This window comes from uncultured Nevskia sp. (assembly GCF_903885465.1).
GTDB lineage: Bacteria > Pseudomonadota > Gammaproteobacteria > Nevskiales > Nevskiaceae > Nevskia.
Genome location: NZ_CAISIQ010000130.1, coordinates 20,677 through 28,061, shown reverse-complemented (window position 1 = coordinate 28,061; position 7,385 = coordinate 20,677). Strand labels below are relative to the sequence as shown.

Below are 7,385 nucleotides of genomic sequence, written 5' to 3'. Positions count from 1 at the left end.
GCTGCCCAGCTTGGGCCAGACCGCGCTGTCGCTAATCGTGGTGCTGGGCCTGATCTTCGCGCTCGCCTGGCTACTCAAGCGCGTGCAGGGCGTGCGCCTTGGCGGCCCGGCGAATCTGCGCATCCATGCCGGTCTGCAGGTCGGGCCGAAGGAGAAGGTGCTGATGATCGAAGCGGGTGGTCAGCATCTGCTGATCGGGGTGTCGGCGGGCGGCGTCAATACGCTGCATGTGTTCGCCGAGCCGCCGGTCGCGGCCGTACCGGAAGCGGCCACCGATGCCCCGCCGATCGCGACTGCGTTTCGCGATGTGCTGAAGCGGTCCTTGGGGCAGAAGTCGTGACGCGGAAAGTGACCGTTCAGTGCCGTCATTCCCGCGAAGGCGGGAATCCAGTTTTGACCAGTGCGCCGAGGCGCGAAAACTGGATTGCTGAGCGCATCCCTGCGCTCAGCCTGCTTGCGCAGGCTTGCGCTCCGATTCGCTCCCGGCGAATCGGTCCCGCCTGCGCGGGAATGACGAAGAGTTTTGTCATAGCGCTAGCGATCCTGTTTCCGATTGCCGATGCGCTGGCCCAGACCAAGGGCCTGCCGGCGCTGAACGTCAGCCCGGCACCGGGCGGTGGCCAGAACTATTCCTTAAGCCTGCAAGTGCTGTTGATGATGACGGCGCTGACCCTGCTGCCGGCCGGGCTGCTGGCGATGACGGCGTTCACCCGCATCGTCGTTGTGCTCGGCCTGCTGCGGCAGGCGCTCGGCACCGGCGCCACGCCATCGAACCAGATTCTCGTCGGCCTGTCGCTGTTCCTGACCTTCTTCGTCATGCAGCCGGTGTTCGAGAAGGTCTATGACAACGCCGCCAAACCCTATCTCGATGGTGAGTTGGCTTTCGAGCCGGCGCTGAAAGCAGCGGCTGTTCCGATGCGCGGCTTCATGCTGGCGCAGACCCGCGAAGCGGATCTGATGAGCTTCTCGAAGATCGCTGGCAACGGTCCCTACGCAAGTGCTGAGGACGTGCCATTCACCGTGCTCGCCGCCGCCTTCCTGACCAGCGAGCTGACCACGGCGTTCCAGATCGGCTTCCTGCTGTTCATCCCATTTGTGGTCATCGATCTGGTGATCGCCAGCGTGCTGATGAGCCTCGGCATGATGATGCTGAGCCCGGTGATCATTTCGCTGCCATTCAAGCTGATGCTGTTCGTGCTCGTCGATGGCTGGTCGCTGGTGATGGGCACCTTGGCGGCCAGCTTCGCCGTCAACTGAGCCTGCCGACATGACGCCAGAAACGGTACTCACCACCGGATCGCAAGCACTTCAACTCGTGTTGATGCTTGCAGCACCACTGCTGCTGACGGCGCTCGCCGTCGGCGTGCTGATCGGCGTATTTCAGGCCGCGACTCAGATCAACGAACAGACTCTGAGCTTCATCCCGAAGCTGCTGTCGACCGCCGTCGTGCTGGTGTTCACCGGGCCGTGGATGCTGCGCCTGCTGACCGAGTTCACGCGGCGTCTGTATGAAAGCATTCCTGCGCTGATTCATTGAGCGCGGAGATGCCATTCATGGCGAGACCTTGCCTATATCTCCACCCCCAGCCCGGCGATCCATGGCCTGGCGTTCAGCGGTGCAGCGAGCAGTGCTCGCAAAGCGCAACGCTTCACCCATGACCTTCTCCGACGCCCAGATCATCGGCTGGCTGGAAAGCTGGTTCTGGCCGCTGGTGCGTATCGGCGGCGTGCTGGCGATCGCACCGGTGCTTGGCGCGCGGGTGGTGCCGGTGCGCATCCGTGTGGTGCTGACCGTGCTGCTGACCCTGGTCATGGCGCCGACCATGCCGACACCTCCGTACCTGGCGCCGTTCGAAGCCGGCTGGTGGCTGGAGATCGGCAAGCAGATGGTCATCGGCGTGGCGATGGGCTTCGTGCTGATGCTGGTGTTCGAGGCGGTGGTGCTGGCCGGCGAGTTGATTGCCTACGGCATGGGCCTGTCGTTCGCCCAACTCGTCGATCCCTTGCGCGGTGCCGGCACGCCGGTGGTGGGTCAGTTGCTGATGGTGCTCGGCACCTTGCTGTTCCTGTCCACCGGCGGCCATCTGCGGCTGATCGAAGCGCTGCATGCGAGCTTCATCAGCATGCCGGTCGGTGGGCCCGGCCTGAATGCCGACAACTTCCTCGCGCTGGCGCGCTGGGGCGGCAGCCTGTTTGCCGGCGGCGTGCAGATCGGCCTGCCGGTGGTGATCGCGCTGCTGCTGGTCAATCTGGCGTTCGGCGTGATGAGCCGTTCGGCACCGGCCTTGTCGGCCTTGTCGGTCGGCTTCCCGATCGCGCTGGCTTCCGGCCTGCTGCTGCTGCGCTTCAGCCTGCCGGGATTGGCAGCGGTGATGGCGCGGATGCTCGACGACAGCTATGCGCTGCTCGCTGCATTGCTTGGAGGCTGATCGGTGTCAGACAGCGCCCAGGAAAAGAACTTACCCGCTACCGAAAAACGCAAGCGCGAAGCCCGGGAGAAAGGACAACTCCCGCGCTCGCGCGAACTGAGCACGGCGGTGGTGATGGGCGTTGGCGCGGCCTTGATCACTGGCTACGGGGCGAAGGTCGGTGCCAGCGCTTATCAGGCGATGAGCCGTTCCTTGAGCTTCGATGCGGCCACTTTGGCCGATCCCGGCCAGATGCCGACGCTGCTGCTATCCGGCTTCGGCGCCGGCCTGACGATCGTCGCGCCGATCCTGTTCGCGACGCTGTTCGCGGCGCTGGTCGCACCGATGCTGATCGGCGGCTGGAACTTGAGCTGGAAGGCAGCGCAGCCGGACTTCGGCCGGCTCAATCCAGTCACCGGTCTGGGCCGCCTGTTCTCCGGCAACAGTCTGGTCGAGCTGAGCAAGAGCATCGCCAAGTTCTGTCTCGTCGGCCTGGTGTCCGGCATCGCCTGGTGGGGTTTGCGTGGCGAGTTGCTGTCCTTGGCGATGGAGCCGGCGCGGCAGGCAATCGGCCACGGTCTGGCGATGGTCGCGTCGACCTTCATGTGGATGGTCGCGTCGCTGGCGCTGATCGCGGCCATCGACGTGCCCTGGCAGATCTTCAGCAATGCCAAGCGCCTGAAGATGTCGCGTCAGGAAGTTCAGCAGGAGTACAAGCAGAGCGAAGGCAGCCCGGAAGTGAAGGGCCGCATTCGCCGCCTGCAACAGCAGATGTCGCAGCGCCGGATGATGGAAAAGCTGCCGGGCGCCGATGTCATCGTCACCAATCCCACGCATTACGCGGTGGCGCTGAAGTACACGGCTGGTGGCAGACGAGCACCCGTGGTGATCGCCAAGGGTGTCGATACCGTGGCGGCGGCGATCCGCGAGCTGGGCAAGACCCACGGCATCACCCTGATCGAAGCGCCGCCGCTGGCCCGCGCGCTGTATCGCGGCTGCGATCTGGACGAGGAGATTCCCACCGCGCTCTACGCCGCCGTGGCCCAGGTGCTGACCTACGTCTACCAGCTCAAGGCCTGGCGCGGCGGCGAGCGGCCGCTGGTGCCGAAAGTCGGCGATGTGCCCGGCGGCGAGCCGGATCCGCTGCCCGAGGTACGACTGGAGTGACCGGCCATATGCGTGCTACCGAGCTTAGTGGAACAAAAACTGCAGGTTTACGTTTGCATCTGCCGTAATCCCGGCAACCGAGAGTTGCGATGAATCCGCTGATTCCGCATTCCGCGCCATGAGCGCCGCCATCAAGAGCGCCGAACGGACCGCGGCTGGGCGACTGTTGTCGGCGGGCCGCGATCGGATCCTGGTGATGACGGCGATCCTGGTCGGCCTGCTGCTGCTGACTTCGGCACTGGCCCTGCCGGCGCCGCCCCAGGTGATGGCCTGGGAGCCGCTTGCCTTCACCGCCAGCGGCGTCCTGATGCTGCTGACCGCATTGCTGTTCTCGCGGCGCCGGCTTTCCTATGGGCTGGCCGCGGCGCTGACCCTCGGCATCACCATCGGCATGCTGCTGCTCCGGGTGGCGATGGTGTTCATCGACGACACTTTTGCCGACAGTACGCACAGCCTGTTCATGCCGGCGTACGCGTACTACACCGTGGTGTACCTGATGCTGGCCATCCTGCTGCCGAACCCGGCATCGATGCGCTGCAGCGTCGCTGCCTGGCTGGCGCTGGCGAGCCTGGTCACGTTCGGCAGTCTGTCGCTGTTCGACGCCGAGCCGCCGCGGCCGTTCCTGATGGCGACCTTGATCTACGTCTGGCTCGGTCACGGCCTGTTCGTCGCGCTGCTCACCGGCTGGACCCGGCAGCAGCGGGCGCTGGTCGACGCCCATGCGCGGCTGGCCGAGATCGAACGCGCGGGCCGGCTGTCGGCGCTGGTCAACGAGCAGCGCTTCCGGATCGTCTTCGAACAATCCACCGCCGGCGTCGGCCTGATCGGTGCCGATGGCTGCTGGCAGATCGCCAGTGGTCGGATGGCCGAGCTGACCGGCTACAGCCTGCAGCAACTGGAGGGCATGTCGCTGCTGCAGCTGCTGGTGCCGGGGGCCCGCGAGGCTGCCCGCCAGAGGCTCGACAACTTCATCAACGGCGAACAGCCGCGCTATTCGGTCGAGCGGCAGTGGCTGCGTCGCGACGGTGACCTGATCTGGGTCAGCCTGCATTTCGAGCAAGTCCCCGGATCGGCCGAACTGCCGTCGGCAGCGGTGGTGATGGCGATCGACATCGGCGCAGGCAAGAAGGCCGAGCAGGAGACTCAGGAACTGCAACGGATCCGCGATTTCCATATCGACAACATGCCGCTGGCGATGATCGAGTGGGATCGCGATCTGCGCGTGTGCCGCTGGTCCAAGCAGGCAGAAGACATGCTCGGCTGGCCGGCGGAAGCGGTCGTCGGGCGAACCCTGCGTGAAGTCGGTGTGCTCGATGCCGACGAGGCCGAGAATCACGAGCAGGTGATGAGCGAGTTCCTGAGCGGCCAGCGCAGCGCGGTCGAAAGCCTGCGCCGCACTCGCCATCGCGATGGCCACCTGGCCTGGTACCGCTGGCATAGCCACTCGCTGGCCGGCGCCGATGGACGGCCAGAGTTCTTCTTCACCGCCGGGTTCGATGTCACCGAATATCTGGCCAACAATCTGCGGCTCGACGAGAGCCGCCGTGAATTGCGCGCGATCTTCGAACAGGCCGCGGTCGGCATCGCGATGCTGGATGCCCACGGTCACATGCTCAGCGTCAACCGCCGCTTCTGCGACATTCTCGGCCGTAGCGAAGCGGAGCTGCTGAGTACCGATTTCCAGTCGATCACCCACCCGGAAGATCTCGCGCTTGATGTCGCCCAAGCAGGGGCCGTAGCTGCCGGCGTATTGCCCGGCTACACAATGGAAAAACGCTACCTCGGCCAGGACGGCGGCATCATCTGGGTACGCCTGCATGTCGGGCGCATCGATGCCACCGCGATCACGCCGATGCGTTTCGTCTCGGTGATCGAGGACATCGGCGAGCGCAAGCGTGCCGAACAGCTGGCGCTGGAACACCAGCGGGTTCGCGAGTTCCACTTCGACAACACGCCGCTGGCGGTCATCGAATGGACACCGGATCTGAGAGTCAAGCGTTGGTCCGTGCATGCTATGCAGATGTTCGGCTGGAGCGAGGCCGAGGTGGTCGGCAAAAGCCCGTTTGCTTGGCGCTTTTTCCACGACGACGATCTGGACCGCGTCACCGATGTGGCACAGACCATCTTCGACAGCCCGCTGCCCACCATCCAGACCATCTGCCGCAACTATCATCGCGACGGCAATACTGTCTGGTGCCAGTGGCACAGCTCGATACAGCGCGGCGCCAACGGCGAAGTGCAATCGGTGCTGTCGATGGCCAGCGATGTCAGCAATCAACAGGTAATGCTGGGTGAGCTGCGCGATAGTCAGGCGCGCTTCCAGTGCATCTTCGAACAGGCCGCGGTCGGCATCGCGATGATCGATGCCCAGGGCAACTGGCTGATGGTCAACCAGCGCTTTCGCGAGATCGTCGGCTACGGTGCCGAGGAACTGCTGCAGCACCGCTGCGAGGAAATCACCGATCCCAAGGACCGCGCCGCAGAAGCTATGGAACGCGCGCGCCTGGTGGGCGGCGAGATTGACGACTACAACTTCGTCAAGCGCTATCGCCATCACAACGGCCAACCGGTCTGGGTATCGCTGTACGCGCGCCGGCTCGACGATGGCAGCACCGGCGACAACGTTCGCCTGTCGCTGGTGGTGGTCGACATCACCGAGCAGCGTCATGCAGAAGCGCAGATCAAGCGCCTCAATGCCGATCTTGAAAAGCGCGTCACCGAGCGCACCCGCCAGCTCAACGACACCGTGCACAGCTGGGTCGAACGCAATCAGGAACTGAGCCTGCTGAACAAGATGACCGGCCTGCTGGCAGCGGCCATCGACAGTGTCGAGGCACGCAGTATCGTTCGCGACTATCTACCGCGTCTGTTCAACGGCTACGGTGGCGCCCTCTGGCTCGGCGATGGCAAGAATCCTTCGTTCTCGATTGTTGCCGAATGGGGTTCTCGCCAGCTGGAAATGGAGACGCTGAGTACCGACGACTGCTGGGCGCTGCGTCGCGGTCAGCGGCTGCGTATCGACGATCCCGCGCATCCGCATCTGTGTCCGCATCTCGATGGCCATGCCGATGGTCGGGATCCGCATACCTGCGTGCCGATCACCGCACTCGGCAGCACGGTCGGCCTGATGCATCTCGCCTGGTCGGAACGCATCGGCAGTCTGGTGAAGCCGCCGGACGAAACCTTGCTCAGTTCGGTGGTCGAGCAGATCGGCCTGGCGATCGGCAATGTCCGGCTGCGTGAGGAACTGCGCCGCCAGGCGATCCGCGATCCGCTGACCGGCCTCTACAACCGCCGTCATTTCGACGAACTGCTGCGCGCCCGGATGGCCGAGCACGATCGCAGCGGCCGCGGCTTCTCGGTGCTGATGATCGACATCGATCACTTCAAGCGGATCAACGATCAACATGGCCACGAGACCGGTGACGAAGTGCTGCGCGAGACCGCCCGGCATCTGCAGGAATCGGTACGCGCGGGAGAAGCGGCGTTCCGCTTCGGGGGCGAGGAATTCGTGCTGCTGATCGACGACGGCGAGCATCCGGACGGCAGCCAGGCGATGCGCTGCGCCGAGCGGGTCCGCCGGGAGATCGCCGAACTGCGCGTGCATAGCCGTGGCCGCGTTCTGCCGCCCGTCACCGTCTCGATCGGCGTCGCTGGCTATCCACGCGATGTCGAACTCCAGGTCAGCCCGCTGCAGCGCGCTGACGACGCGCTGTACACCGCCAAGCGCACCGGCCGCAATCGGGTCTGCAGTGCCGGCGCTGTCCCTGGGCTGGAGGTTGCGGTGGGGCTGGTCAAGCTCTAGCGCGG

The 7,385-nt window shown here is 64.9% G+C and carries 6 protein-coding genes; all 6 read left to right on the top strand.

The window, feature by feature from the left end; all coding sequences use genetic code 11:
- Positions 1-340 (top strand): flagellar biosynthetic protein FliO (gene fliO / locus QZY06_RS04810; RefSeq protein ID WP_295680905.1); only part of this gene is annotated, 340 nt, incomplete at its 5' end.
- 170 nt (positions 341-510) lie between these two features.
- On the top strand, positions 511-1,257 hold the full coding sequence (gene fliP, locus QZY06_RS04805) for a flagellar type III secretion system pore protein FliP (RefSeq protein WP_295680903.1): 747 nt from the start codon (positions 511-513) through the stop codon (positions 1,255-1,257).
- 10 nt (positions 1,258-1,267) lie between these two features.
- Positions 1,268-1,537 (top strand): flagellar biosynthesis protein FliQ, encoded by a 270-nt coding sequence (fliQ, locus tag QZY06_RS04800; protein WP_022975046.1) that lies wholly within the window; start codon positions 1,268-1,270, stop codon positions 1,535-1,537.
- 118 nt (positions 1,538-1,655) lie between these two features.
- On the top strand, positions 1,656-2,429 hold the full coding sequence (gene fliR, locus QZY06_RS04795) for a flagellar biosynthetic protein FliR (RefSeq protein ID WP_295680899.1): 774 nt from the start codon (positions 1,656-1,658) through the stop codon (positions 2,427-2,429).
- Between the two features lie 3 nt (positions 2,430-2,432).
- Positions 2,433-3,575: a flagellar biosynthesis protein FlhB gene (gene flhB / locus QZY06_RS04790; protein ID WP_295680897.1), complete on the top strand. Its 1,143-nt coding sequence runs from the start codon at positions 2,433-2,435 to the stop codon at positions 3,573-3,575.
- A gap of 118 nt (positions 3,576-3,693) precedes the next feature.
- Complete coding sequence (locus tag QZY06_RS04785) at positions 3,694-7,380, top strand: PAS domain S-box protein (protein WP_295680894.1); 3,687 nt, start codon at positions 3,694-3,696, stop codon at positions 7,378-7,380.
- Positions 7,381-7,385 lie beyond the last annotated feature (5 nt).